Below are 25,168 nucleotides of genomic sequence, written 5' to 3'. Positions count from 1 at the left end.
ACCGCGGTGTCAACCGTGCAGGGCGCCGATGCTAAGATTCTGCAGCATGCCCCACATTGCGGTCACGAAGATCGAGATCATGCCGATGACCTGAACGAAAAAACGATGCCGCACGAGGCGGCGGCGCAGTTGCGCGCCGTGCGCGTCCTCGGCGCGCAACAGCCTCGCGGTGCGCATCGACATGAGCCCGACCAGCGACATCGGCAGGAACAGCAGGAACACCGCCTGCGCGATCTCGACGTCATAGAAGAACCCGAGCACGGCGAGCATGGTCAGCAGGAACGACCCAAGACCGAGCAGCCACAGCCCCGAAACCTCGCCGATGTAGAGCATCCGGTTGGTGTTGATCCGCACGAGATCCTCGAGGTCGGCCTCGGCCTGACCGCCTTTGCGTCCGGCACGCTGGATCATGTCGAAGGGCACGCCGAGCACCCAATGGCTGGCCGTCGACCACATCACCGCCAGCGCGATCCAGAACCACAGGTTCGAGAACGAGCGCATGTCGATCAGTTCGAAGAGAGTCTGGTGCCAGTCCAAGGATCGCGCTTTTGCGTTGTTCTTGTCCTTCTCATAGCCTCGGCTTTCGCCAATTCCTACCCTTGGCTTGCGGAAAGTTACGTGGCAATCAGAAGCCTTACCATCGACGGACCGAAACGATGCTTCCCAGCCAGGCCGACTTTCCCCTCACCCGCTTCCGGCGCGCGCGCCAGAGCCCGGCGATCCGCGCGCTTGTCCGCGAAAGCACGCTGAGCGTCGACGACTTCATCTGGCCGGTCTTCGTGCGCTCCGGCGCGGGGATCGAAGAGCCGGTGCCGTCGATGCCGGGCGTGATGCGGCGCTCGGTCGACCGGGTCGTCGAGGCGGCGCGCGAGGCGGCCGATCTCGGTATCCGCGCGATCTGCATCTTTCCCTATACCGCGCTCGAGGAACGGACCGAGGATTGCGCCGGAGCCTGGGATCCGGAGAACCACGCCAACCGGGCGATCCGGGCGATCAAGGCGGCGGTGCCGGAGATCGCGGTGATGACCGACGTGGCGCTCGACACATACAACATCAACGGCCATGACGGGTTCGTCGAGGATGGCGAGATCGTCAACGACCGCACGGTCGAGGCGCTGGTCAGGATGACGCTGGCCCAGGCCGAAGCCGGGGCCGACATCATCGGGCCGTCGGACATGATGGACGGGCGCATTGGTGCGATGCGCGCGGCGCTCGAAAACGCCGGGCACCACAACGTGATGATCCTGAGCTACGCCGCCAAGTATGCCTCGGCCTTCTATGGCCCATTCCGCGACGCGGTGGGCGCCTCAGCGGCGCTCACGGGCGACAAGAAGACCTACCAGATGGATCCCGGAAACTCGGACGAGGCGCTGCGCCTGATCGCGCGCGACCTGCGCGAGGGGGCCGACATGGTCATGATCAAGCCCGGCTTAGCCTACCTCGACATCTGCCGGCGCGTGAAGGAGAGCTTCGGCGCGCCGACCTTTGCCTACCAGGTCTCGGGCGAATACGCGATGATCCAGGCCGCGGCGCAGAACGGCTGGATCGACGGCGACCGGGTGATGATGGAAAGCCTGATGGCCTTCAAGCGGTCCGGCTGCGACGGCATCCTGACCTATTTCGCCCCCGCGGCCGCCCGGCTTCTGTCGAAACCCGCCTGAACCCCGCGGAAGGCAGCGCTTGAGGGTGACAGCGGCACACAATGGGCGTATTGTCGCGCCCAAGTCGGGACAAACCGGCATTCGAGCAATTACAGACAGGCAGAATTATGGACAAGACGTTCGTTTCAAGGCGCTTCTTCACCTTCGGCGCTCTGGCAGGTGTGAGCGTGACCGCCGCCTGCGGCAACGGGGTCGGCGGCAGCGGCGCGGCGATGATCGACGCGCGCGTGGATTCCGCGCTGGCCGAGATGTACCGGCGCTATCCCAATACCCAGAGCCTTGCCGACAAGGCCAACGGCATGCTGGTCATGCCGCTGGTCACCGAGGCGGGCTTCGGCCTCGGCGGCGCCTACGGGCGCGGCGCCCTGAGGGTCGGCGGGGTGACGGTGGACTACTATTCGGCCACGCAGGTCAGTGGCGGCCTGCAGATCGGCGCGCAGCAATATGCGCATGTGCTGTTCTTCATGACCGAAGACGCACTGACCGACTTCCGGCGCTCGCCGGGATGGGCGGCCGGCGGCGATCTCGAGTACGTGATCTCGGACAAGGGCGACGGGCTCAGCGCCGACACCACCACTGCACTTGCCCCCGTGCTCGCCGCGGTCTTCGGGCGTGCCGGGATCAAGGCCGGGGCGACGCTGCAGGGCACCAAATACACCCGGATCATCCCCTGACACGACCCCTGGGGATGGAGTGCCGCGCGGGGCCGGTTCCCTCGAACTCGTGCGGCGCTCGCAGGCGTGGTCCGGTTGCGAACCTTGACGTGCGTCGTGACATCTGCCGGACGCTGCGCTTGACCTTGCAATGCCCCGATCCTCTGCCTAACAGTCGAGGCCCGGAAGCCCCTCGGGAGGGCGCGATCTGCTGAGGAGACCGGTTTGGGTCTGGTGTTCAAATGGCTGCTGCGCTTCGCGGGCCTGATGGTCCTTCTGATCGTCGCCGGCGTCGTCGCTGTCTATTACCTCGCCTCGCGCTCCCTGCCCGATTACGACGCCACGCTGATCGTCCCGCATGTATCGGCGCCGGTCGAGATCGTTCGCGACAACGCCAACGTGCCGCACATCTTCGGCGACAATGACGCCGACGTTTTCTTCGCCCTCGGCTTTGCGCATGCACAGGACCGGCTCTGGCAGATGACCATGTTGCGGCGCACGGCGCAGGGCCGGCTGTCGGAGGTCTTCGGGCCCCGCACGCTCAACCTCGACAAGCTGCTGCGCCGGCTCGACGTCTACAACCTCGCCGTGGCCTCGGTCGACGCGCAGGATGCGCGCACCATCGCCGTGCTCGAGGCTTATGCCGCCGGGGTGAACGCGCGTCTCGAGCAGATCAACACCGAGGCGCTTGGGCGTGGCGCGCCCGAGATGTTCATCTTCGACAACCCGGTGGCGCCCTGGCGCCCGGCGGATTCGCTGGCCATCGTCAAGGTCATGGGGCTGCAGCTTTCGGCCCATCTCGACGCCGAGGTTCGCCGCGCGCGTGTGTCGCTCGCCCTGCCCGACCCCGAGCGCATCGTCGACATCCTGCCTGACGCCCCCGGCACCGGTGTCGCGGCCCTGCCGGAGTATGCAGCGCTTTTCCCGCAGGCGCCGCGCCACGCCGCGTCGATCCCGCTCGACGCGCACCCGCTGTCGCCGTTCCGTCCCGCCGCCTTTTCCAACGCCTCCAACGCCTGGGCCGCTGCGCCCTCGCGCTCGGCCGCTGGCGGCACGTTGCTCGCCAACGATCCGCATCTGGGCTTCACCGCTCCTGCGATCTGGTATCTCGCCCGGCTTCAGTTGCAATCGGGCGGCGTGATCGGCGGTACCATCCCGGGCATGCCGCTGGTGCTGACGGGCCGCAGCGCGCGTCTCGGCTGGGGACTGACCTCGGCTTATGTCGACGACCAGGACCTGCGCATCGAGGAGCTGAACCCCGACAACCCCGAGGAATACCGCACCCCTACGGGCTTCAAGCCGTTCCGCACCCGCGGCTCGATCATCCACATCAAGGACGAAACGCCGGTGACGGTCACGCTGCGCTGGACCGACAACGGCCCCGTGCTGCCCGGCACCCATTACAACATCGGCGCGATCACCCCGCCGGGCCATGTCGCCGCCCTGTCCTGGACCGTGCTGAGCGCCAAGGACACGTCGATGCAGTCCGCGCTGCAGCTGATGGAAGCGCGGTCCGTCGAAGAGGCCATCGTGGCGGGCGAGACCTTCATCGCCCCGGCGCAGAACCTGATGCTGGTCGACCGCGAGACGATCGCGATGAAGACCATCGGCGTGATCCCGCGCCGCGACGCCCGCCACCAGAGCGAGGGGCGCATGCCCACCCCGGGCTGGATCGCAGCCAACCGCTGGCAGGGCCGAATGCCCTATGACACCAATCCCGAGTTTGTCTCGCCCGCGGGTGGCATCGTCGGCAACACCAACAACAAGACCGTGGATCGGCCGTTCCCCGACCACGTGTCTTTCCTCTGGGGCGACACCGAGCGCATCCAGCGCTGGCAGCGCCTGATGCAGTCGCGTCAGGTTCACACCCGCGACAGCTTCATCGAGGCCCAGCTGGACACCGTCAGCTTCGCTGCGCGCTCGCTGCTGCCGCTCATCGGCAAGGAGCTGTGGTTCACCGGCGAGGCGGCACCCGAAGGCACGCCCGAACGCCAGCGCCAGCGTGCGCTGACCCTTCTTGCAAGCTGGTCGGGCGAGATGAACGAGCATTTGCCGGAGCCGCTGATCTATGCCGCCTGGCTGCGCAGCCTTCAGGCGCGCATGATGCAGGACGAACTGGGGCTGCTCGCTACCGAGTTCACCCACGTCGAGCCTCTGTTCATCGAACGCGCTTTCCGTGACGTGGACGGCGCCTCGGTCTGGTGCGACGTGCTGCAATCGGCCCCGGTCGAAACCTGCGCAGAGCTTGCGCGCCTGGCATTGGACGACGCGCTGATCTGGATCGGCGAGACTTGGGGCGACAACCTCGAAGGGCTGCGCTGGGGCGACGCGCACCAGGCCACGCACAATCATCCGGTCCTCGGCGAGGTGCCGGTCCTGCGCTATTTCGTCAACATCCAGCAATCGACCAGCGGCGGTGACTTCACCCTGCAGCGCGGTCTCACAAAGGGCAGCCTGCCCGACCCGTTCCACAACGTGCACGGCGCGGGCTATCGCGGCGTCTACGACTTTGCCGATCCCAACAGCTCGGTTTTTGTCACCTCGACTGGCCAGTCCGGCCACCCGCTGTCCCGGCACTATGACGACCTCGCCCAGCTGTGGCGGCGGGGCGAGTACATCCCGATGTCGCTCGACGAGGGGCTCGCGCGCGCCGCCGCCGTCGGCGTCACGGTGATCCGCCCGCCGGAGGGCTGAGCGCGTGGCCCGCGTGATCCTCTTCAACAAGCCTTTCGGGGTTCTGTCGCAGTTCACCGACAAAGGCACCGAGGGCTCGCCGCGCCCGACCTTGTCGGGGTTCATCGACGAAAAAGGGTTTTATCCCGCGGGACGGCTCGACCGCGACAGCGAGGGCCTGATGGTGCTGACCGATGACGGACGGCTTCAGGCGCAGATCGCCGACCCGCGTCACAAGCGCGCCAAGACCTATGTCGTGCAGGTCGAAGGCACGCCGGATGACGCCGCGCTCGCCGCCCTGCGCCGGGGCGTGACGCTGAAGGACGGGCCGACCCGACCGGCGCAGATCGAGGCGATCCCCGCACCCGACTGGCTCTGGCCGCGCGACCCACCGGTGCGGTACCGCAAGACCGTGCCCGATGCCTGGCTGCAGATCACCATCCGCGAGGGCCGCAACCGGCAGGTCCGGCGCATGACAGCCCATGTCGGCCTGCCTTGCCTGCGCCTGATCCGCGTGCAAATCGGCGACTGGAAACTGAACCGCCTGACCCCTGGTAGCTGGCGCTTCGCCGCGGTGACGGGCCCCTGAGCCGTCAGAGCGTCACGCGGGTCAACCAGACGCCCAGCGTGGCCGAGGTTGCCGTCAACAGCGATCCCCAGGTCAGGTCGGTCAGGACCATGCGCCAGGACCAGCCCTTCAAGGTCGCGAGGTTGGTGAACTCGTAGGTGCCGTAGGCCATCGCGCCGATCAGTCCGGCCATCCAGAACACCCGTCCCAGCGGCCAGTCGCCCTGGATCGCCGGCCAGGAAACGAAGACCAGCAGCGCCGCGACGTAGAAGGCATAGAAGATCAGCGCCGGTCCGTAGCGCGGGCTGTCAAGAAGCATGTCACCGATATCACGCTCGAAGATCGGCTTGACGACATAGGTCAGGCCGAGCACGTCGAGGCCGAGAAACAGCGCCAGCGTCAGGGCATATAGCAGAATGAGGGTCATGGGGTCTCTCCAGATGTCGCCGGCCGGGCTTTCAGAGAGATACGCCTTTTGGCCCGGATCGGTTCAAAGACGTGCGAACTGTTCCGCCTGCTGCACCGTCCAGCGCACCCTGATGTCGAACCCGTCCTCGGTCTGGCGCTCCTCCTCCACAACATCGCGATCGAAGAGCCAGGCGCGTTTCTTGCCGTCGGCGAATCCGAGGCGCAGCTCGGCCCGGTGGCGCACGCCCTGCAGGCGGTCGGTGACGGCCGCCAGCAGATCGTCGACCCCTTCCCCGGTGATCGCAGAGATGGTGAAGATGTCGCCGTCACGGGCAGCCCGGGCCCGCAGCGCCTCGGCCGCGTCCGGCCCCACGAGGTCGACCTTGTTCCAGACCTCGAAGGTCGGCCGCTCATCTTCCACCCCGAGCGAGGCGAGGATTTCGCGGACGTCGCCCGCCTGCTCCTCGGTCTCGGGGTGCGAGATGTCGCGGACATGGCAGACGATGTCGGCCGCCAGGACCTCTTCGAGCGTTGCGCGGAAGGCCGCGACCAGTTCGGTCGGCAGGTCCGAGATGAAACCCACGGTATCGGACAGGATCACCTCCGGCCCCTCGGGCAGCTCGAGACGCCGCATCGTCGGGTCGAGCGTGGCGAAAAGCATGTCCTTGGCCATCACCTCGGCCCCGGTCAGCCGGTTGAAAAGCGTCGACTTTCCGGCGTTGGTGTAGCCCACCAGCGCCACGATCGGGTATGGCACCTTTGCCCGCGCCGCCCGGTGCAGGCTGCGCGTCTTGACCACCTTGTCGAGCTGGCGGCGCAGCCGGACAAGCTGTTCGTCGATGGCCCGGCGGTCTGCCTCGATCTGGGTTTCGCCGGGGCCGCCGACGAAGCCGAGCCCGCCGCGCTGCCGTTCAAGGTGGGTCCAGGCCCGCACCAGCCGCGTGCGTTGGTAGGACAACGCCGCCATCTCGACCTGCAGCACGCCCTCGCGGGTCGCGGCGCGGTCCGAAAAGATCTCGAGGATCAGACCGGTGCGGTCGAGCAGCTTCACCTTCCAGGCTTTCTCGAGGTTGCGCTGCTGGACCGGGCTGACCGGCCCGTCGACCAGCACCAGCTCGATCTCATTGTCTTCGAAAACGCGACCGAGTTCGTCTATCTTGCCCGAGCCAAACAGCATTCCGGCACGCACGGTCTTGAGCGAAACGGTATCGGCCCCGACGACCTCGATCTCGGGTAGCGCACGGGCAAGCGCCACGGCCTCTTCCAGCGCCAGACCGGCATGGCGATCGGCGGGGCCAGATTTGATGTCCGGATGCAAGACCCAGGCACGAGTCGTCCGGGGTCCGTCCGTCTCGTCGATCTGGAAGGGCTGACGGCTCAAGTAGTGTCTTCGCCCTCGTAGAGACTGATCGGCTGGCTGGGCATGATCGTCGAGATCGCGTGCTTGTAGACGAGCTGCGACTGCCCGTCCCTGCGCAGCAGCACGCAGAAGTTGTCGAACCAGGTGATCACGCCCTGAAGCTTCACGCCGTTGATCAGAAATATCGTGACCGGAACTTTTGTCTTTCGAACGTGATTCAGGAACGCATCCTGAAGGTTCTGTCTGTCAGACGCCATTGTTCTTGTTGCCTTTAATTTCAGGTATCCGCGGACCGGACCTCTCCCTCGGACCCGATTATGTAGACGGCCCGACGGAGATTCCACCCCAAAAAACCGTCCGCATCGGACTTATGGCGCACAAGCCACTAGTTGCGCCACAGGTTCGGCGTCAGCAGGGCGATCACCGCAAGCGTTTCGAGACGGCCCAGCACCATCGCGGCGCAGAACACGATCTTGGCCGATGCCGACAGCTCGCCCAGGCGGATCGGTGCATCCGCCGCCATCTCGATCAGCGGACCGGTCGTGGACAGCCCCGCGATGCTCATCACCAGAGCGTTTTCGAAAGACACGCCGAGGATCGCCAGCGTCACCGTGATCAGCGTCAGCGTCAGCGCGAAGAGCATGAAGAAGATCCAGGCAATGAAGGCGCCATCGCGCTGCACGCGACGCTCGACGATCCCGGCCCCGCTGACCGAGTTGGGATGGATCAGGCGCTCCATCTCGCGCCGGCCATTGAGATAAAGCGCGAAGACCCGCAAGAGCTTGACGCCGCCCGCCGTCGTCGCGACCCCGCCGCCGATCACCGACAGCCCGAGCAGGATCAACCCCGGCGTGGCAAGCCCCGACCAGCTTTGCGACTGCACCCAGTGCTCGCTGGCGAACCCGGTCGTGGTCAGGAAGGACATCACCGTGAAGACCGAGCCCCAGAGCGCCTGCAACGCCTGGCCGAGGTTCTCTTCGGTCGAGACCTCGAAAGCGCCGATGAAGTGGCGCAGGAAAAGCACCAGCGGCACGCCGAAGACGATCAGCAGACCGATGCGGAACTCGGGATCAGTGCCGAGCCCCCCTTGGGTCGCCGTGACCGTGTCGCTCGAGAAGGTCAGGCGCGACAGGGCAAAAAGCATGAAGAGGAACATCACCATCTCGCCCGGGATGCCCGAGGTGCTGCCGGTCATGCCGCCGACCGGCGAAATGCCCGACGTCGCCATCACCGACATCGCGTGGCAAAGCGCCACGAAGGACCGGTCGCCGCCGATGTAGAGCAGCACCCACAGGATGACCGTCAGGACGAGGTAGATCGGCAGCAGCGCACCGACCGACCGCAGCAGCCGCGCGCGCGGGTCGGCGCGTTCGACGAAGTGGAACAGCGTCTCCTTGCTGCCCGGTTCGGCCTGCGCGGTGACCTCGAACCCGCCGAGGTTCAGCGGCGCAAGGATCGCCGAGGCCGCAATCCACATCAGCAGGCCGCCCATCCATCCGACAAGGGCGCGCCAGAGGTGCAGCGTGTTCGGCAGACGCCCGGGGTCGTCGAAAACCGTCGCCCCGGTCGTGGTCAGGGCCGAGACCATCTCGAGATAGGCGTTGAGAAAGGTGGTCGTCTGCGCGCCCTCGTGGAACGGCATGGCCAGCACGACCGGCAGAACGACGAAGGTCGCGCTTAGCGAGACGACCGGTCCCAACGCACCGTGGCGTGGGCGGCGGCCGGAATAGGCAATGGCCACCAGCAGGAAGACCACCAAGCCCAGGAGGCCGGTATAGAAGAACGCCCGCGCCGCCTCGAGATCGCGCGCCACGCCGCCGTAGACCGCCGGCACCAGCATCGAGGCCGAGGCGATCCCGAGGATCAGCAGAAAGAGCGGCAGGTCCCGCAAGCTCTGGGCGAAGCCTGCCGGCCGGGTCAGCGTGTGTCCGCGCCGCGCCATCGCGTCAGAAGAAGTCGATGGAGACCTGCATCAGGCGCTCCACCTCCGGTACGTCCTCGGCCAGCGCGAAAAGCGCGATCACGTCGCCCTCGTCGATCCGCATCTTGCCCAGGGGGCGCACCACCTTGTCGCCCTTGCGCACGGCGCCGACCAGCACGCCTTCCGGGAAGTCGATCTCGGAAATCCGCTTGCCGGCCATCGGCGAAGTCGACAGCACCTCGGCCTCGATCACCTCGGCCTCCGCGTCGCCGATCGAATAGACCGCGCGCACGCGCCCGTGCCGGATGTGGCGCAGGATCGAACTGACTGTGGTCGCGCGCGGGTTGATATAGGCGTCGATGCCCAGCGGCGTCATCAGCGGTACCAGCGTCGGGTCGTTGATCAGTGCCACGACATAGGGACACCCTTCGGCCTTGGCGCGCACGCAGGCCAGCATGTTGACCTTGTCGTCGTCGGTCACCGACAGCATGGCGTCCGCCCGTGAGATGCCCGCCTCGGCCAGCAGAGCGGCATCCAGACCGTCGCCGTGGAGCACGATGGTGCGCTCCAGCGACTCGGCGGCGCGTTCGGCACATTCGCGGCTGCGTTCGATCACCTTGGTGCGCACCCGCTGCGCCCGGCCTTCCAGCGAATGCGCGACCGCAAGCCCGACATTGCCGCCGCCCACCAGCACCACGCGCTCCTGTTTCGAGATCTTCTTGCCGAAGATCTCGAGCGTGCGGTTGATGTCCTCGACATGGCTGAAGACATAGCAGTCATCGCCGACGAAAAGCTGGTCCTCGGCCTCGGGCGCAAACAGCGTCCCCTCGCGGCGCACACCGACAACCGTCGCGCGCAGGGTCGAGAACAGGTCCGTGAGCTGGCGCAGCGGCGTGTTAACGATCGGGCAGTCCTCGGCGATGGAGATGCCCAGCAGGTGCGACTGCCCGTCCATGAAGACCTCGGTGTCGAACGCCGCCGGGGCCGCAAGCCGTTGCAGAGCGGCCGCCGCCACCTCGCGCTCGGGGCTGATCACCACGTCGATCGGCATGTGATCGCGCCGGTAGAGGTCGGAATAAATCGCGTCGAGGTAGGACTGGCTGCGCAGCCGCGCAATCTTGCGGCTGATCCCGAAGACCGAATGCGCGACCTGGCAGGTCACCATGTTGACCTCGTCGGAATGGGTCGCTGCGATGATCATGTCGGCATCGCGCGCGCCGGCGCGTTGCAGCACGTCCGGGTAGCTCGCAAACCCCGCGATCCCCTGCACGTCGAGCGAGTCGGTGGCGCGACGCACGAGGTCGGGGTTGCTGTCCACCACGGTCACGTCGTTGCGTTCGCCTGACAGGTGGCGGGCGATCTGCCATCCCACCTGACCCGCGCCGCAAATGATGACCTTCATGAAGAAGTTCCCGTGCCGTCCCCTGGTTGGCCTTGAATGGCAGAAGGCCCAGAGGCGGTCAATTCAATTGTCCGGACGCGATTTTTGGCTAGTTTACAGCCCATGAGACCTGTGTTCGTCGTTGCCGTACCCGCCCTTGTCGCGCTGCTGACCGCCTGCGCTCCGCTCACGACATACTACCGCGAGGGCGTCGAGGTCTCGCGTCTCGCCACCGACCAGACGAACTGTGAAATCAAGGCATTGCAACAGGTTCCGCCCTCCAACCAGATCCGCCGCGAAGCCCCCTACTATGTGCCCGGGCGCCGGTCCTGCAACGACCGCGGCGATTGCCGGGTCTACGGCGGCTACTGGATCCCGGGCGACGTCTACACCGTCGATGTCAACCGCGGGCTGCGCGAACGGGCCGAGACGCTCTGCATGGCCGAGCAGGGCTATTCCCGCGTCACCCTGCCCGACTGCGCGCCCGGCGTGGCACAATCGGTGGCGCCCGCCAGCACTACGCGCCTGCCGCCGCTGCGCCAGGGCAGCTGTGCGATCCGGCGCGGCGGCGGGCGCTGGCAGATCGTCACCCCCGGCGCCTGACCGCTGCGCGGGTCAGCCGACGGCTTCGCTTTCTTCCTGGTCGACATGGGCGACCCGCGTCCCCGACTTGGCCGAGGTGACGACGCCAAGCGACTTGAGCTTGCGATGCAGCGCCGAACGCTCCATGCCGACGAAGTTCGCGGTGCGCGAGATGTTGCCTCCGAACCGGTTGATCTGGGTCAGCAGGTACTCGCGCTCGAAGGCTTCGCGCGCCTCGCGCAGCGGTAGCGCGGCCAGCGTGCCCGACAGCACCACCCGGCCCTGTTCGCCGCCGCCGTCCTCGTCGCCGGGCAGTTCGCGCGCTTCGATCGGGCCGGTGCCGTCACCGAGGATCAGCACGCGCTCGACGAGGTTCTTCAACTGGCGCACGTTGCCCGGCCAGACCATCGTCTGAAGCAGCGCCACCGCGTCCTCGGAGAGCTCGCGCATCGGCAGGCCCTGTGCTGCGTTCATCTCCGTGATGAAGTGTTGGGCCAGCAGCGGGATGTCCTCGCGCCGGTCGGCCAGCGAGGGCACGGCGATCGGCACCACGTTGAGGCGGTGATACAGCTCCTGTCGGAAGGTCTCGGCGCGGATCGCCTCCTCGAGGTCGCGGTTGGTGCTTGAGATCACCCGCAGGTCGACCCGCACCTTGTCTGTCCCGCCGACGCGCGTGAACTGCTGATCGACGAGCACGCGCAGGATCTTGCTTTGCGTCCCGATCGGCATGTCGGCCACTTCGTCGAAGTAGATCACCCCGCCGTGCGCCTGTTCCAGAAGGCCGGGTTCGACTCCGCGCGCCGGGGTCTCGCGCCCGAAGAGCACCTCTTCCATGCTGTCCGGGGCCACGCCGGCGCAGTTCACCGTGACGAACGGCGCGTTGGCGCGGTTGGAATGCGCATGGATGTAGCGCGCGGCCACCTCCTTGCCGGCCCCTGCGGGCCCCGTCAGCATCACCCGACCGTTCGATTTTGTGACCTTTTCGAGCTGGCCGATCAGGGCGCGGAAGGTCGGTGAGGCGCCGATCATCTCGCTGGGCGAGCTGTCCTTGCGGCGCAGGCTGGTGTTCTCGCGGCGCAGGCGCGCGGTTTCCATGGCGCGCCGGATGACCACGAGAAGCTGGTCGATGTTGAAAGGCTTCTCGATGAAGTCGTAGGCACCCTGCTTGATCGCCGCGACCGCGATCTCGATGTTGCCGTGGCCCGAGATGATCACCACCGGCACGTCCGGGTTGTCGCGCTTGACCGTCTTGAGGATGTCGATCCCGTCCATCCGGCTGTCCTTGAGCCAGATGTCGAGGATGATCAGCGCCGGCGCCTCGCCGTTGATCGCTGCCATCGCCTCGTCCGAGTTGCCGGCGAGCCGGGTGGCGAAGCCCTCGTCCTGCAGAATGTCGGAAATCAGTTCGCGGATGTCCCGCTCGTCGTCGACGATCAGAATGTCACTCATGATGTTGTCCCTTCCAGTTCCGGAGTGGTTTCTGTGGGGGCGCTGCTCGTCGGCAGCACGATGACTGCCATTGCCCCGAAATGCGACGCCGTCCCGAACGGTTCGGCGTCTTCGAGGGTCAGGCTGCCGCCGTGTTCCTCGATAATCTTCTTGACGATGGGCAGGCCGAGGCCGGTCCCTTCGCTGCGGGTGGTCACGTAAGGCTCGAAAAGCCGCGCGCGGTCTTCGGGCAGGCCGATGCCATTGTCCGAAACTGCGATGCGGGCCCTGTCCTCGTCGACAGTCATCGCCACGCGGATTTCCGGCTCATGCCCATCCGGAGCGCTTTTTTTAAACAACGTTTCAATGGCTTCCCCGGCGTTCTTTATCAGGTTCGTCAACGCCTGGTGGATCATCGTCGCGTCGAGCTCGGCCAGCACCGGCCCCTCGGGCAGACTGGCTCCGATTTTCACGCCGGGCTGGCCGGACTGCTGCATCAGGACCGCTTCTGCGACCAGTTCTGCAAGGTCCACCGCCTTGCGTTCGGGTTCCGGCATCCGGGCGAATTTCGAGAACTCGTCGACGATGCGGCGCAAATCTCCGGTCTGGCGCACGATCACGCCAGTCATCTGCTCCAGCGACGCGGCATCCTCACCCTCGAGCCGCGGCGCGAACTTGCGCTTGATGCGTTCGGCCGACAGCTGGATCGGCGTCAGCGGGTTCTTGATCTCGTGCGCGATCCGCCGCGCCACGTCGCCCCAGGCGGCCATGCGCTGCGCCGAGACCAGATCGGTCACGTCGTCGAAGGCGACCACGTAGCCTTCGAGCCGCCCGTCCTCGCTGCGCCGGGTCGCCATGCGCACCAGCAGATGTTCGAGCCGGCGCTGACGCGACACCTTGATCTCGCCCTGCGCGACCTCGTTCTGTCCTGCGACCAGCGTCTCGAAGAGCGGGCCGAATTCCGGCACCGCATGCGCCAGCGCCAGCGATTGCTGATCATCGGTCCAGTCCAGCAGCCGTTCGGCCGAGCGGTTCACGAAGGTCACGCGGCCCTCGGGGTCGAGCCCAACGACACCCGAGGTCACCGAGCTCAGCACGGAATCGAACAGCCGGCGGCGGCGCTCGATCTGCCGCGTGTTGTCCATCAGGGTCTCGCGCTGGCCCTTGAGCTGCCGTGTCATCTGGTTGAAGTAGCGCCCCAGCATCGCGATCTCGTCGTCGCCGTCCTCCTCGCGCACCTGCACGTCGAGATCGCCCGCACCGACTCGTTGCGCCGCCCCGGTCAGACGGCCCACCGGACCCGACAGGCGTTCGGCAAACCAAAGCCCCAGCCAGATCGCCGCGAGGATCAGGATCAGCGCGAAGCCGATGTAGAGCAGTCCGAATTCGAACAGCAGACGACCGCGCTCGCTTTCGAGTTGCTGGTAGAGCCGGACCGTTTCCTGGGTCTCGTCGAGAAGCGACAGGATTTCGCCGTCCACCTCGCGGCTGACGTAAAGCAATCGGTCGGGATAAGAGCGGAGCCGGGTCAGCGCGCGGTACTCGTTGTTCGGCCAGTCCTCGATGACGACGACCTCTTCGGCGTCCGCCATGGAAATCTGCTCGCGCGTCGGCTCCTCGAAATCGAACAGGTAGGACCGGTCGCCGCGTGCCCGGATCTGTCCGGTCCCGTCGATCAGGTAGGCCTCGCGCAACCCGCGCTGGATCTGGCGCTGCCCCTCGCCCAGCACCTCGGTGTCCGGCGCACTGATCCCGCCACGCCGCGCCTGGTCGATGCTGCGCGCGAGCGTCATCGTGTCCTGCGCCAGCGCGCTGCGCTCTTCGGCCTCGTAGGCCTCGGCGGCGGCCAGAGACGAGCCCACCACGCTGCGCACCCGGTCCGAGAACCAGCCTTCGAGCCCGACGTTCACCGTAAGACCGGCAAAGACCGCGACCGTAACCGTGGGGATCAGCGCCAGAAGTGCGAACACGACCGTCAGGCGCAGGTGCAGCCGCGATCCCGCAGATTTGGCACGTCGCGCGGCGATCAGGCGTCCGACCTGAACCAGCACCAGCGCCGCCACCACAAGGATGTAGACCAGGTCGGCCAGCAGGATGAGGCGCAGGCTGAGCGTGTTGGCGACCTGCCCCAGCGGTCCGAGGATCGTGTAGGTGAGCAGCGCCAGAACCGGGCCGAGCACGACCAGCCCAAGCGAGGCCGTCTTGCGGACACGCTTGATGCGATGCAAATAGCCCAGCTTGGACGCCAGCGAACTGCGTGTCCGGGTGACCACCCGTCTACCTCATCCTGATGTGGCGCCGTGCGGCGCCAACCGCCTTATGGTGTGGTCCTCAACGGGGTGTCCCCCGATGGCCACGGTTATGTTGCGGTTTTACATCAACTTGCGGCGCCGTGTCACCTCTATATCGAGGTCGGTGATCTTCTTTCTGAGCGTATTGCGGTTGATTCCCAGAAGATCGGCGCATTTCGCCTGGTTTCCGCCCGTGGCCTCGAGTGCGATCTCGATCAGCGGTGCCTCGACTTCGCGCAGGATGCGCGCGTAAAGCCCGGCGGGTGGCAGCATGTTGCCGTGCAGGTCGAAATAACGCCGCAGGTGCCGTTCGACGCTTGCGCCGAGCTTCTCGGTGTCGCCGGCGGCACGCATCGGTTCGAGATCGGGCTGGGCGCCCAGCACCTGCTCGACCTCCGAGCCGGTGATCTCGGGCGCGCGGCTGGTCAGCCCGAGCCGGCGGATCGCGTTTTCAAGCTGGCGGACGTTGCCGGGCCAGCTGTAGGTGCGGAAGATCTCCGCCGCTTCCTTCGACAGGCGACGCTGGGACCCGCCCGCCGCCTCGGCCCGCGCCAGGAAATGTTCGGCCAGCAGCGGGATGTCGTCGACGCGCTCGCGCAGAGCCGGCACGGTCAACGTCGCGCCACTGAGCCGGTAGTAGAGATCCTTGCGCATCTTGCCCGACTTCATCGCGGCGGTAAGGTCGGACTGGCTGGTGGCCAGAAACCGCGGCGTGTATTCGCCCGGCGTGTCCATCATGCGCACGATGCGGGCCTGCAAATCGGCCGGAACATCGGCGATCTCGTCGATCAGCAGCGTGCCGCCCTTGACCCGCGCCAACAGCCGCGCCGGCCCTTCCAGCTCCTGCAGGTCACCGCTGGTGGCGGTGATGAAGGGCAGCGTGCGCCGGTCGGAAAAATCGTGCAGGGCGCGCGCGATCAGCGACTTTCCGGTGCCGGATTCGCCCCAGATCAGCACCGGCAGGTCCGTATTCATCACCCGCGCCACCACCCGGTAGAGCGACTGCATGACCGGCGTCCGCCCGACCAGCGGCAGATCGTCGGGGCGTTCCTCCTCGACCGGGGCCGACTTGCGCATGGTCTGGCGCTGTTCCAGCGCGCGCGCCGTGCGCTTCATCAGGTCCGGCAGGTCGAAGGGTTTCGGCAGGTAGTCGTAGGCCTCCGCCTCGGCGGCCTGGATGGCGGTCATGATGGTGTTCTGGGCCGAGATCACGATCACCGGCAGGCCGGGCCGGTCCTGGCTGATCTTGGGCAACATCTCGAGCCCGTTCCCGTCCGGCATCACCACGTCCGAGATCACCACGTCGCCCTTGCCCTCGGCCACCCATCGCATCAGCGTCGTCAGGCTCGAGGTTGCATGGACCTTGCAGCCGGCGCGGGTCAGGGCCTGGGTCAGGACCGTGCGTATGGTGCGATCATCGTCCGCGACCAATACCGTTCCATCCATGCTCAGCTCTCCTCTGCCAGGTGAAGCGTCGCGTCTTTCGGGGCGCGCGCCAGTGAAATCTTGAAAATGGTGCGACCGGGCACGGAACTGACCGAGATCCAGCCGCCGTGATCCGAGATGATCTTGCTGACCAGTGCGAGGCCAAGCCCGGTGCCGTTCTCGCGGCCCGAAACGAAGGGCTCGAAGACGTCGCTGCGGATGCTCTCGGGCAGGCCCGGGCCGTCGTCGATGATCTCGATCTGAAGCGGCAGGGACTGGCCCGACCCGTCCGCGCGGCGCAGCCGGAACGAGTGTTCGTAGTAGGTGTGCAGCCGGATCGTTCCCTGGGTCTGCCCGGCCGCCTCCGAGGCATTTTTGAGCAAGTTCAGCACCACCTGCAGCAACTGGTCGGGATCGCCATGCGCCAGCGGCAGCGAGGGGTCGTAATCCTCGACGATCTTCATGTGCGCTCCAAAACCCAGCAGGGCCGAGCGCCGGGCCCGGTCGAGCACGTCGTGAATGTTGACGGGCCGGAAATCCGGCAGCGTGAGGTTGCCGAACTGCTCGACCTGCTCGAGCAGTTTGACGATGCGCCGGCTCTCGGCGACGATCAGATCGGTGAGCTCGAGGTCGGCGGCATCGAGGTTCATGCTCAGAAGTTGCGCCGCCCCGGTGATTCCCGCCAGAGGGTTCTTGATTTCATGCGCCAGCATCTCGGCCATGCCGATCGCCGATTTGGCCGCCGCCTTGACCGAGTTGTTCTGGGTCATCCGCCCGGCCAGCTCGCGCGGCGAGATCATCAGGATCATATGGCCCTCGCGCCCGACAAGCGGGGCGACCTGAAGATCCGACTGCATCGGTGCACGCTGACCGCTGCCGATATCGACATCATTGACGAAAAGCGGCGTGCCGGTCTCGCGGGCGCGCTCGAAAGCGCGCTCGAGCGGATCGTTGACGGCGATCAGGTCCCAGACGGGCACGCCTTTCACGCTGCGGGCTGACGCGTTCAGGAAGCCTTCCGCAGCGGAGTTGATGTCGACGATGCCGTCGTCCGGCGCGATGATCACCGCCGGGACCGGCAGGCTCGACCAAAGATCCCGGTCCGCAACGCTCATGCCGCCGCCCGCGTGGGTGCCGCGCACGCATGGCGGATAAGGGCCGACACCTCTCGCGGCGTTCCGGCGGTCAGCACCGCGCGGCGCAGATCACCCGGGGTGCCGGCCGTGTCCATGTACCAGCCAAGATGCTTGCGCGCAGTGCGCAGGCCCAGTTCGGTGCCGTAAAAGCCCAGGATGGCCTCGTAGTGCTCCAGCACCATATCGGCGAAACCCGCGCCCTGCGGGACCTCGGGTGCGGGCGTGCCGTGCAGCGCATGCGCGATCTCGGCCAGAAGCCAGGGTCGGCCCTGCGCGCCGCGCCCGACCATGACGCCATGTGCGCCGGAGAGCGCCAGCGCCCGGCCGGCACTTGCGGGGTCACGGATGTCCCCGTTGGCGATGACCGGGATAGACACCGCTTCGCGCACCGTCCGGATCGCCGCCCAGTCCGCCTGTCCCTTGTAGAACTGGCAGCGCGTGCGCCCGTGGATCGTCACCATCGCGATGCCGGCGGCCTCGGCGCGGCGCGCGATCTCGGCGGCGTTCAAACACGTGTCGTCCCAGCCCAGCCGGGTCTTCAGCGTCACCGGCACCTCGACCGCGCCGACCACCGCCTCGATCAGGCGCAGCGCATGGTCGGGGTCGCGCATCAGTGCGGATCCGGAATAGCCCTGGGTCACCTTTTTCGCCGGGCAGCCCATGTTGATGTCGATGACACGCGCACCCATGTCCGCGACCATCCGCGCCGCCTCGGCCATCGGCCGCGCCTCCCGCCCGGCAAGTTGCACCGCCGTACCCGCGACACCGAGACCCAGCTCGGCCTTTTCGCGCGTGCCGGGGCGCGCATTGAGCATGTCCTGGCTCGCCACCATCTCCGAGATCACAAGTCCCGCGCCAAAGCGCGCAACCAGTGCGCGAAACGGCAGATCGGTGATTCCGGCCATCGGCGCGAGCAGTACGGGTGTATCGATGTCGAGGGACGGCGCTGTGCCGATCACGTGCCTAATCCTTGTGCAGACCATCTTCGTGTAATTCGCTGCGGGGATTACCTCAATGTCGCAAGGCTGTCACGGCCCCAAGACCCAGGCGCGTTGCTGAAAAAACAGGCAGAAGTACCGGGTGATTGCCTCCCCGCGCGCGACGCCATAGATAAGGCCCGACCAGTCGAGAGGACAAACATGAGCATCGCCGCCGTGATCGTCGCCGCCGGGCGGGGCACCCGGGCCGGTGCCGGCCTGCCGAAGCAGTGGCGCATGCTTGCCGGGCGCAGCGTCGCCGCCCGCAGCGTCGCTGCCTTCCGGGACCATCCGGCAGTCGCGCGTGTCGTGCTCGTCGTGCATCCCGAGGACCGGGACCGGGCCGAACCCTTTGCCGCTCAGGGCATCGACGTCGTCGCGGGCGGCGCCGACCGCGCCGCTTCGGTCCGCGCGGGCCTTGACGCACTGCAGGGGTCGGACACCTCGCGCGTCCTGATCCACGACGTCGCGCGGCCCTGCATCGACGCAGCTACCATCGACCGGGTGATCGCCGCGCTCGACACCGCGCCCGGCGCCGCCCCCGCGATCGTGGTCAGCGATGCGCTCTGGACCGGCGCCGAGGGCCGGGTGACCGGAACCAAGGATCGCACCGGCCTGTTCCGGGCGCAAACCCCGCAGGGATTTCACTTCGAGGCCATCGTCGCGGCCCATGCTGCTTTCGACGCGCCGGCAGCGGACGACGTCGCCGTGGCGCGCGCCGCGGGGCTCGAGGTCGCCATCGTCGAGGGGCATCCCGACAATCTCAAGATCACCACCGCCGCCGATTTTGCCCGCGCGGCCCGCATTCTGGAGACAGGCATGGACGTGAGACTCGGCAACGGCTTCGACGTGCATGCCTTCGGACCGGGCGATCACGTTACCCTCTGCGGCATCCGCGTCACCCATGACAGGGGTCTCGTCGGCCATTCGGATGCCGATGTCGGCATGCATGCGGTGACCGACGCGCTTTACGGCGCGCAGGCCAAGGGCGACATCGGCCAGCACTTCCCGCCCTCCGACCCACAATGGAAAGGCGCCGCCAGCGCGCACTTCCTGCGCCATGCCGCCGACATGGCGCGCAGCGACGGGTTCGCGATCGCCAACATCGACTGCACCCTGATCTGCGAGCAGCCCAAGATCGGCCCCCACGCCCCGGCGATGCGCGCGGAACTGGCGCGTATCGCCGGTGTCGACGAGGATCGCATCTCGGTAAAGGCGACCACGTCCGAACGGCTCGGCTTCACCGGACGCGGCGAAGGCATCGCCTGCATCGCCACAGCGACGCTGGTGCGGGCATGAGGATCGCGACCCTGATCGGCACCGTGCTCGGCGTCGGATACGTGCGCCCTGCCCCCGGCACATGGGGCTCGCTTGTCGCCTTGCCCTGGGCCTGGCTGCTGCATGTACTCGGCGGCTTCCCGCTGCTGCTCGCGGGCATCGTCATCGGTTTTTTCAAGGGCTGGTGGGCCACCGCCAAGATGACTGCAGGCAGCGTCGATCACGATCCCTCGGAGATCGTCGTCGACGAAGTGATCGGCCAGTGGATCGCGCTGCTGCCGCTCTCCTGGGCCGCCTGGACCATGGCCCTCGACATCCTCGTCATGTGGCCAGGCTGGATCGCCGCCTTCGTGCTATTCCGGCTCTTCGACATCTGGAAACCCGGCCCGGTCGGATGGGCCGACCGGCGCGGCGATGCGTTGGGAACCATGCTCGACGATGTCTTCGCCGGCGTCATCGCGGCGCTCTTCGTTGTCATTCTCGCCGGTCTCTACCACGGGGTCGGATGACATGAGCCTCGCCACCCAGGTCATTGAAAAAGCGACGAAACAGGGCGTCACGATCGCCACGGCGGAAAGCTGCACCGGAGGCATGGTGGCCGCCGCACTGACCGACATCGCCGGCGCCTCGCAGGTCGTCGAGCGTGGCTTCGTAACCTATTCCAACGCGGCCAAGACCGACATGCTCGGCGTGCGGCAGGACACGCTAGATGCCGTCGGCGCAGTGTCCGAAGAGGTCGCCGCCGAGATGGCGCAGGGTGCGCTCGATTGGTCCCACGCGCGGCTCGCCGTTTCCATCACCGGCATCGCGGGGCCCGGCGGGTCGGAGCACAAGCCGGAGGGCCGCGTCTGCTTCGGCCTCGCCGGCGCAGGCCCCGTGCGGACGGAAACCGTCGACTTCGGGCCGCTCGGGCGCGCGGGCGTCCGCGTCGCCGCCCGCGATCACGCCTTGCAGCTTCTCTTCGACGCCTTGCGTGACGAGACCTGACGCCCTCTCTGGTTCGGAAATATCCCCGCCGGAGGCAAGAAAGTTCAGGCCGCGCCGGTGCCGTAAAGCGCCGCGGCGCGTGCTTCGAAGGCCCGCACGATGCGCTGCATCGCCTCGTTGAAGACCACGCCGATCAGCCGCTGCAGGATCAGGTTGCGGAAGGCGAAATCGACGAAGAATTTTACCTCGCAGCCCGCCTCGGTATCGGCGAATTCCCAGTTCGAGCGCATGTAGCGGAACGGCCCGTCGAGATATTCGGTATCGATGCGCCGGTGGGCCTCGTCCAGTTCCACGCGGCTGGTGAACTTCTCACGGAAGACCTTGAAACTGATCACCAGATCCGCCTTCAGCACCTCCTTGTCCGCCTCGCTTTCACGCGACACGATGCGCGCCGCCGCACACCACGGAAGGAACTCCGGGTAGGACTCGACGTCGGCCACGAGGTCATACATCTGTTCGGCGGTGTAAGGGAGTGTCCGGGTCTCGGAATGGGTTGGCATTGATTTGTCATGTCCGTCTGGTTAGCCCTCATGTTCAACACCAGACCCCGGAGTGCAAGGCGAAACCCATGGCCGAAAAACCCTATGCCATCGACGAAATGATCTCGGCCAAGGCGATCGCCGCGCGCATCGAGGCGCTCTGCCGCGAGATCGCGACCGAGTTCGCCGACACCGACAAGCTGGTCGTGGTAGGGCTCCTGCGCGGCAGCTTCGTCTTCATCGCCGATCTGGTGCGCGAACTCGACCTGCCGATCGAGGTCGACTTTCTCGAGGCCTCGAGCTATGGCGACGCGATGGAAAGCAGCCGCGAGGTGCGCATCCTCAAGGACCTGCGCGGCGCCATCGAAGGCCGCGACGTACTGGTGGTCGAGGACATCGTCGATACCGGCCACACGCTCGCGCATGTCACCCGCCTGCTGCAGAGCCGGGCACCGAAACGCCTGAAATCCATCGCCCTGCTCGACAAGCCGAGCCGCCGTGAGGTCGATTTCCGCGCCGACTGGACCGGCTTCGAGATCCCGGACGAATTCGTCGTCGGCTACGGGATCGATTATGCCCAGCGCAACCGGAACCTGCCGTTCATCGGCAAGGTCCGCTTTCCCTGATCGGGCGACCGAGCACCGTTTCGGTGAACACGCCAAGTTTATTCCCACTGCGCGCGGCATCGGTTACCCTGACGTCACCCTTATCATCGACCGACAGGAGCCATCCATGCCAAGAACCCCCGCGCTTGCAACCGCAGCCTTGATCGCCGCAGCCATTGGCGCCGCCGGCATCGCCTCGGCCCAGGACAAGGCGCCGCCGTCGGTGAAGGCGCGCAACCACCTGATGCACGTCAACGGGTTCGCCATGGGAATCCTCGGCGGCATGGCCAAGGGCGAGGTCGAATACGATGCCGCGCTCGCGGCGTCTGCGGCGCAGAACATGCACGCAATGGCCATGCTTGACGTGGTGGCGCTCTGGCCAGAGGGCACCGAACAGGGCGCGGCCAAGACCAGCCGGTCCAAGGCCGAGATCTGGTCCGACATGGACGGCTTCAAGGCCGGATTCGACAGCATGCGCGAGGCGACTGCGACCCTCGTCGAAGCTGCCGGCACCGATCTCGAAACCCTGCGCGGCGCCATGGGGCCCGTCGGCAAGTCCTGCGGGGATTGTCATGAAACCTATCGCGGTCCGAAGGACAAGTAAGCGCACCCCGTGCTGAAGACTATCGGAGGGCTCATCCTCGCCGCGGCCCTTGTCGCGGCGGGCGTCGGGTGGGTGCTCACCTGGCCGGCGTCACTGCCTGAGGGTTATGCCGCCGGCCACGCGCCCGATCCCGAAAACGGCGCGCAGATCTTCGCGGCCGGCGGGTGCGCGTCCTGCCACGCCGCCCCGGATGCGGAGGAGGACGCCGAAGTCGTGCTCGCCGGCGGTCTGGCCTTTCCGAGCGATTTCGGCACTTTCTATGCCCCGAACATCTCGCCCGACGCGGTGGCCGGGATCGGCGCTTGGTCCTTCGAGGACTTCGCGCGCGCCCTAACCCGCGGCGTCTCTCCGCAAGGCGCGCATTACTACCCGGCCTTCCCCTACACCGCCTACGCCCATGCCGCGCCTGAAGACGTGGCCGATCTCTGGGCCTACCTGCAGACCCTGCCCGCCTCGGACACGGCCAGCAAATCGCATGACGTGGGCTTTCCGTTCTCGATCCGGCGCGGCCTCGGACTCTGGAAGACGCTCTACATGGACGACGACTACGTTCTCGCCGGCGACCTCACCGAGGCCGAAGAGCGCGGGCGCTACATCGCCGAGGCTTTGGCCCATTGCGGCGAATGTCACACGCCTCGCAACGCACTGGGCGGTCTTGATCGTACGCGCTGGCTCGGCGGCGCACCCAACCCGTCCGGCAAGGGTCGGATCCCCAACATCACGCCCGGCGCGCTCGACTGGTCCGAAAGCGATCTCGTCTACTACTTCACAAGCGGCTTCACCCCGGAGTACGACACCGCCGGCGGCGAGATGGCCGCCGTGGTCCGCAATCTCGCGCAACTGCCCGAAAGCGACCGGCAGGCGCTTGCGGCCTACGTCCTCAAGCTGCCGGCCGTCTCGCCCGACAGCGCGGACTGATCAGGCCAGCCCCAACCGGCGCTGCCGTGCCGAGCGCAGGCGCGCGAAGTCGTCACCCGCGTGGTAGGAGGACCGCGTCAGCGGCGTGGCCGAGACCATCAGGAACCCCTTGCCATAGGCCGCCTTTTCGTAGGACGCGAATTCGTCGGGATGCACGAACCGATCGACCCGGTGATGCTTGGGCGTCGGCTGCAGGTACTGCCCGATGGTCAGGAAATCGACATCCGCCGCGCGCATGTCGTCCATGACCTGCGTCACCGACTGACGGTCCTCGCCGAGACCCACCATGATCCCCGACTTGGTAAACATCGACGGGTCGAGTTCCTTGACCCGTTGCAGGAGCCGCAGGGAATGGAAATAGCGCGCGCCCGGGCGCACTTCCGGGTAAAGCCCCGGCACGGTCTCGAGATTGTGGTTGAAAACGTCCGGCTTGGCCGCGACCACCGTCTCCAGCGCCTCGGGTGCGCACTTGATGAAATCCGGCGTCAGGATCTCGATCGTCGTAGCGGGTGAGCGATGCCGGACGGCGCGGATGGTCTGCGCGAAATGGTCCGCGCCCCCGTCGTCGACGTCATCGCGATCGACCGAGGTGATCACCACGTGATTGAGCCCCAGCTTCTGAACCGCGTCCGCCACGCGCCCCGGTTCGAAGACGTCGAGCGCATCGGGCCGTCCGGTGGCCACGTTGCAGAAGGTGCAGCCCCGGGTGCAGATCTCGCCCATGATCATCATCGTGGCGTGTCCCTGGCTCCAGCACTCGCCGACGTTGGGGCAGCCGGCTTCCTCGCAGACCGTGACCAAGCGGTTCTCGCGCATGATCCGCGCGGTGTCGGCATAGCCCTTGCCGCCCGGCGCCTTGACCCGGATCCAGTCCGGCTTCTTCGGCTGGACGTTGTCCGGCCGCCGGGCCTTTTCCGGATGTCGTTGGGCGGGAATTTTCAGATCACGCATGTCGGGGCCTTCCGGAATTGCTCGCGCCCCCTTCTAGCACATGCGCACCGGGATTGAAGCCGCACCGGCGCAAGGCCGACCTGTTCCGGGCGCGACCCTGCCGCCTCTCTGGTTGAGAAATATCCCGGGGGAGTCGCGGCAGCGCCGCGACGGGGGCAGCGCCCCCCACTCGGTGCCGGTCCCGAAGCAACTGCATCAGCGCGCACTCGCGGCGTCCGGATGACAAAAAAACGGCCGGACGCTTCCGCCCGACCGCTGGCGATGGCCGCTCGGACGCGACCATCGCTGGGGAAAACAGTCCCGATCAGGGCAGCAGCACCCGGTCGATGGCGTGGATCACGCCGTTCGAGGCCGCCACGTCGGGCGTAATGACATTGGCGTTGCCGACCTTCACGCCATTGGTGCCGTCGACGCGCAGCGTCCCGCCCTGCACCGTCGGCACGCCGCCCTGCGCGCCGGCGAGCGCGCTTGCCGGGTAGTATCCCGGGGCCACGTGGTAGGTCAGGACCTCGACCAGCTGCGCCTTGTTCTCCGGCAGCAGAAGGGAATCGACCGTTCCGGCCGGCAGCGCCGCAAAGGCCTCGTTCGTCGGGGCGAAAACCGTGAACGGACCGTCGCCCTGCAGCGTCTCGGCGAGGTCGGCGGCGCTCACCGCGGCGACGAGGGTCGAGAAATCGTCGTTGGAGGACGCGACGTCGACGATATCCCCGCCTCCCGTCACACCTGCGGAGCAGCCCGCGACAAGGGCGAGGGCGCCGGCAGCGGCGGCGGAGCGAAAGAGCGATCTGCGGTTCATGGGACTTCCTTTCCAGTCATTGTGCAGGTCAACTACGCCGACAGCTGGCGCCCGGATCACTTTCGTTTCGCGCGAGCCGGCGGCGG

Annotated in this window: 25 protein-coding genes; 11 read left to right on the top strand and 14 right to left on the bottom strand. The window is 66.8% G+C overall.

From position 1 onward, the window contains the following. Positions 1-9 precede the first annotated feature (9 nt). Positions 10-537 (bottom strand): component of SufBCD complex, encoded by a 528-nt coding sequence (locus R5H30_RS07395; RefSeq protein ID WP_318327473.1) that lies wholly within the window; start codon positions 535-537, stop codon positions 10-12. A gap of 119 nt (positions 538-656) precedes the next feature. On the opposite strand from R5H30_RS07395, the gene hemB reads away from it, so the two are divergent. The 4 genes from hemB to R5H30_RS07375 all read left to right on the top strand — a co-directional run bounded on the left by hemB (position 657) and on the right by R5H30_RS07375 (position 5,576). Further along, positions 657-1,661, top strand: coding sequence for a porphobilinogen synthase (gene hemB, locus R5H30_RS07390; RefSeq protein WP_318327472.1), 1,005 nt, complete (start codon positions 657-659; stop codon positions 1,659-1,661). Between the two features lie 107 nt (positions 1,662-1,768). Further along, entirely contained in the window at positions 1,769-2,335 is a 567-nt protein-coding gene (locus tag R5H30_RS07385) for a lipid-binding SYLF domain-containing protein (RefSeq protein ID WP_318327471.1), read from the top strand. 204 nt (positions 2,336-2,539) lie between these two features. Next, positions 2,540-5,008 carry a penicillin acylase family protein gene (locus tag R5H30_RS07380; protein WP_318327470.1) on the top strand — a complete coding sequence of 823 codons (2,469 nt, stop codon included), beginning with the start codon at positions 2,540-2,542 and terminating at the stop codon, positions 5,006-5,008. 4 nt (positions 5,009-5,012) lie between these two features. Then, positions 5,013-5,576, top strand: a complete 564-nt coding sequence (locus R5H30_RS07375; protein ID WP_318327469.1) for a pseudouridine synthase — start codon at positions 5,013-5,015, stop codon at positions 5,574-5,576. A gap of 4 nt (positions 5,577-5,580) precedes the next feature. On the opposite strand, the gene R5H30_RS07370 is transcribed toward R5H30_RS07375, so the two are convergent. From R5H30_RS07370 to trkA, 5 genes are all read right to left on the bottom strand, one after another. Continuing rightward, positions 5,581-5,982 (bottom strand): DUF2177 family protein, encoded by a 402-nt coding sequence (locus R5H30_RS07370; RefSeq protein ID WP_318327468.1) that lies wholly within the window; start codon positions 5,980-5,982, stop codon positions 5,581-5,583. Positions 5,983-6,045: 63 nt separating this feature from the next. Then, complete coding sequence (gene hflX, locus R5H30_RS07365) at positions 6,046-7,344, bottom strand: GTPase HflX (protein ID WP_318327467.1); 1,299 nt, start codon at positions 7,342-7,344, stop codon at positions 6,046-6,048. Beyond that, entirely contained in the window at positions 7,341-7,580 is a 240-nt protein-coding gene (gene hfq, locus R5H30_RS07360; RefSeq protein WP_318327466.1) for an RNA chaperone Hfq, read from the bottom strand. The genes hflX and hfq overlap by 4 nt, the downstream gene beginning before the upstream one ends. Before the next feature lie 128 nt (positions 7,581-7,708). Next, on the bottom strand, positions 7,709-9,265 hold the full coding sequence (locus R5H30_RS07355) for a TrkH family potassium uptake protein (RefSeq protein ID WP_318327465.1): 1,557 nt from the start codon (positions 9,263-9,265) through the stop codon (positions 7,709-7,711). A 4-nt stretch (positions 9,266-9,269) separates the two neighbouring features. Beyond that, complete coding sequence (trkA, locus tag R5H30_RS07350) at positions 9,270-10,646, bottom strand: Trk system potassium transporter TrkA (RefSeq protein WP_318327464.1); 1,377 nt, start codon at positions 10,644-10,646, stop codon at positions 9,270-9,272. Positions 10,647-10,748: 102 nt separating this feature from the next. Between trkA and R5H30_RS07345 the strand changes: the two genes are divergently transcribed. After that, positions 10,749-11,228, top strand: coding sequence for a hypothetical protein (locus R5H30_RS07345; protein WP_318327463.1), 480 nt, complete (start codon positions 10,749-10,751; stop codon positions 11,226-11,228). Between the two features lie 12 nt (positions 11,229-11,240). On the opposite strand, the gene ntrX is transcribed toward R5H30_RS07345, so the two are convergent. From ntrX to dusB, 5 genes are all read right to left on the bottom strand, one after another. Next, a complete protein-coding gene (ntrX, locus tag R5H30_RS07340) occupies positions 11,241-12,656 on the bottom strand; it encodes a nitrogen assimilation response regulator NtrX (RefSeq protein ID WP_318327462.1) in 1,416 nt (471 codons plus the stop codon). Continuing rightward, positions 12,653-14,884, bottom strand: coding sequence for a sensor histidine kinase NtrY-like (locus R5H30_RS07335; RefSeq protein WP_318327737.1), 2,232 nt, complete (start codon positions 14,882-14,884; stop codon positions 12,653-12,655). Before R5H30_RS07335 ends, ntrX begins: the two co-directional genes overlap by 4 nt. Positions 14,885-15,007: 123 nt before the next feature. Beyond that, positions 15,008-16,372 (bottom strand): response regulator, encoded by a 1,365-nt coding sequence (locus R5H30_RS07330; protein ID WP_318327461.1) that lies wholly within the window; start codon positions 16,370-16,372, stop codon positions 15,008-15,010. 2 nt (positions 16,373-16,374) lie between these two features. Further along, on the bottom strand, positions 16,375-17,466 hold the full coding sequence (locus R5H30_RS07325; RefSeq protein WP_318327460.1) for a two-component system sensor histidine kinase NtrB: 1,092 nt from the start codon (positions 17,464-17,466) through the stop codon (positions 16,375-16,377). Next, positions 17,463-18,446 (bottom strand): tRNA dihydrouridine synthase DusB, encoded by a 984-nt coding sequence (gene dusB / locus R5H30_RS07320; RefSeq protein WP_412105110.1) that lies wholly within the window; start codon positions 18,444-18,446, stop codon positions 17,463-17,465. The genes R5H30_RS07325 and dusB overlap by 4 nt, the downstream gene beginning before the upstream one ends. Positions 18,447-18,626: 180 nt before the next feature. Between dusB and R5H30_RS07315 the strand changes: the two genes are divergently transcribed. Genes R5H30_RS07315 through R5H30_RS07305 form a run of 3 tightly spaced genes read left to right on the top strand, consistent with a single transcriptional unit; the run spans position 18,627 to position 20,729 of the window. Beyond that, positions 18,627-19,763 carry a bifunctional 2-C-methyl-D-erythritol 4-phosphate cytidylyltransferase/2-C-methyl-D-erythritol 2,4-cyclodiphosphate synthase gene (locus R5H30_RS07315; protein ID WP_318327456.1) on the top strand — a complete coding sequence of 379 codons (1,137 nt, stop codon included), beginning with the start codon at positions 18,627-18,629 and terminating at the stop codon, positions 19,761-19,763. Next, positions 19,760-20,251 (top strand): phosphatidylglycerophosphatase A family protein, encoded by a 492-nt coding sequence (locus R5H30_RS07310; RefSeq protein ID WP_318327455.1) that lies wholly within the window; start codon positions 19,760-19,762, stop codon positions 20,249-20,251. Before R5H30_RS07315 ends, R5H30_RS07310 begins: the two co-directional genes overlap by 4 nt. 1 nt (position 20,252) lies before the next feature. After that, positions 20,253-20,729 (top strand): CinA family protein, encoded by a 477-nt coding sequence (locus R5H30_RS07305; RefSeq protein WP_318327454.1) that lies wholly within the window; start codon positions 20,253-20,255, stop codon positions 20,727-20,729. A gap of 44 nt (positions 20,730-20,773) precedes the next feature. On the opposite strand, the gene R5H30_RS07300 is transcribed toward R5H30_RS07305, so the two are convergent. Beyond that, positions 20,774-21,229, bottom strand: coding sequence for a type II toxin-antitoxin system RatA family toxin (locus R5H30_RS07300; protein ID WP_318327453.1), 456 nt, complete (start codon positions 21,227-21,229; stop codon positions 20,774-20,776). Positions 21,230-21,297: 68 nt separating this feature from the next. On the opposite strand from R5H30_RS07300, the gene hpt reads away from it, so the two are divergent. The 3 genes from hpt (at position 21,298) to R5H30_RS07285 (ending at position 23,335) form a co-directional block, all read left to right on the top strand. Next, complete coding sequence (gene hpt / locus R5H30_RS07295; protein WP_318327452.1) at positions 21,298-21,834, top strand: hypoxanthine phosphoribosyltransferase; 537 nt, start codon at positions 21,298-21,300, stop codon at positions 21,832-21,834. A gap of 106 nt (positions 21,835-21,940) precedes the next feature. Then, a complete protein-coding gene (locus R5H30_RS07290; RefSeq protein WP_318327451.1) occupies positions 21,941-22,417 on the top strand; it encodes a c-type cytochrome in 477 nt (158 codons plus the stop codon). 12 nt (positions 22,418-22,429) lie between these two features. Further along, positions 22,430-23,335 carry a c-type cytochrome gene (locus tag R5H30_RS07285; protein WP_318327735.1) on the top strand — a complete coding sequence of 302 codons (906 nt, stop codon included), beginning with the start codon at positions 22,430-22,432 and terminating at the stop codon, positions 23,333-23,335. On the opposite strand, the gene lipA is transcribed toward R5H30_RS07285, so the two are convergent. Then, complete coding sequence (gene lipA, locus R5H30_RS07280) at positions 23,336-24,286, bottom strand: lipoyl synthase (protein ID WP_318327450.1); 951 nt, start codon at positions 24,284-24,286, stop codon at positions 23,336-23,338. Between the two features lie 304 nt (positions 24,287-24,590). Next, positions 24,591-25,082: a fasciclin domain-containing protein gene (locus R5H30_RS07275; RefSeq protein WP_318327449.1), complete on the bottom strand. Its 492-nt coding sequence runs from the start codon at positions 25,080-25,082 to the stop codon at positions 24,591-24,593. Positions 25,083-25,168: the final 86 nt, after the last annotated feature.

This window comes from Roseobacter sp. FCG-D35 (assembly GCF_033436665.1).
Classification (GTDB): Bacteria; Pseudomonadota; Alphaproteobacteria; order Rhodobacterales; family Rhodobacteraceae; genus JAWQFO01.
Note: the sequence above shows the minus strand (reverse complement) of the source record. Positions and strands in the feature narration are given on the sequence as shown.